Origin of the sequence: Streptomyces sp. NPDC020731 (genome assembly GCF_044334705.1) — a bacterium.
Lineage (GTDB): Bacteria > Actinomycetota > Actinomycetes > Streptomycetales > Streptomycetaceae > Streptomyces.
On the sequence record NZ_JBIRTN010000050.1, the window covers coordinates 1 to 1,574 of the forward strand.

The 1,574-nt window shown below is 57.0% G+C and carries 2 protein-coding genes; both read right to left on the bottom strand.

Annotated features, from left to right (window positions below; all coding sequences use genetic code 11):
* Positions 1 to 94: 94 nt before the first annotated feature.
* Complete coding sequence (locus ACH4VX_RS35565; RefSeq protein ID WP_398373462.1) at positions 95 to 715, bottom strand: DUF6928 family protein; 621 nt, start codon at positions 713 to 715, stop codon at positions 95 to 97.
* Positions 716 to 761: 46 nt separating this feature from the next.
* On the bottom strand, positions 762 to 1,157 hold the full coding sequence (locus tag ACH4VX_RS35570; protein ID WP_398373464.1) for an NERD domain-containing protein: 396 nt from the start codon (positions 1,155 to 1,157) through the stop codon (positions 762 to 764).
* Positions 1,158 to 1,574 lie beyond the last annotated feature (417 nt).

Below are 1,574 nucleotides of genomic sequence, written 5' to 3' on the forward strand. Positions count from 1 at the left end.
CAACCTCACCAGGCGCATAACGGACGAGACGACACCCACCTGGCGAGGAACGTACTAGGACGTAAACGGCAAGTTGCCCACTTCAAACGCCCTCTTAGACTTGCAATGTAGCCCGAAACTCTGGGATTTCAACTTCTTCAGGGTCGAAGCAGGTTTCATCCTCGCGACCTTCAAGAATGAACCCGAAGAACTCCCTCAATGCTTCATTTCCAAAGTCGATCGGATGGAAAGGCAAGCCGTAGCTGGCTTCATCTCGAACCGAATGCTCACCTTCCCAGAAGGGAACTTCGAACGGAAGTCGCTCACCCACATCCTCGATGATCCCGGAATCTGGATTCACACTCAGGGACCTAAGCAGATGGTCGCCTGACCAGACGGCGAAAGCACCCCAGTCTTCAACGCTGTGCATGAAAACAGCGTAGGCATCCCTCCCTCCTGCCAACCGCGATATCCACTCAGTCAACTCACTGGGTCGATAGCGTGCGAGTTTACGAGAACAGATAATCTCAAACTCAGGAAGGCTTGCGGCGCATACGCTCCCGCTATCGGGCCAAACGGCGAGGTCAAGTGCGCTTAGTCCCGTCTCGCGCAAAGCGACTCCGAGGGCCATCTCCGCTAGGTGCTTTGACTTAGCGTAATCGATCACTTCAATATTCCGGAAAGCCTTTTTGGGGTCCGCATCAGTAAACACCGCCACGGCGGCTTTTGATCCCATCGAGCGCCTCCTAGCTCTTCTGGCCGCACTTTCCGGGTGAAGTATCCTATGGGTCACACGCAGGACAATGCCACAAATCTACTTCTACTTTCATGGTGACCTTTGAGCCCTTCTTCAGGCCTGGCACCCTGCTAGTATTCAGCACTGCACCGCCGTGACCGAGCTCAGCATATCCCAGCGATTGATTGTCGGTCAGAGACGCCCCCTTTCCAGTCTTCACCTCGACTGCTACCCAGTTTCCCGAGCGATCCTTCGCAATGAAGTCGGCGCGGAATACATCCCCTTTACTGTTCTTGAATCTGACTTCTCTTGCAATATTTGTGTACCCTTCATTCTTGAGCCTTTGAAGAGTGGCGCTTTCACCAAGAGGGCCGTGCGGCAATCCATCGACAGGACATTCGCCAGCGTTATGCACCAGGACCGGAGTCTGTCCTGCCAGCACATAGTACGTGTGCTACGCGGACACCTTCTACCTGTTTCTTTGCAGGTCAGCGCCTGTTTCGGGTTCCTCTGGTGTCCGTGGTTGTGCGGGGGAATCCGTGGGTGTTGCCGTCGCTACTGCCGTCAAGGGCTCGGGCCGCGCGGTCGCGTTGCCGCTGGCGTGGTGTCACCCTCGGGGACTTCACTGCCATGCGCCAGGCTCGGCACGGACGAGGGCGCGCACGGTCTGCTCATACAGTTCGTGGCCGCTCTGGGCGCGGTGTCCGGCGATCCAACGGGTCAGCTCGTCCGAGGTGTGCAGCGTGCCTGACGTGGCACCGCAGCTGAACCGTTCCGGGTTCGGTAGAGATCTCAGTTGTTGGGTGTGACCTGGGGTTTCGTGGTTGCGAGGTAGTGGGTGGTCTCGTATTCGACGGGC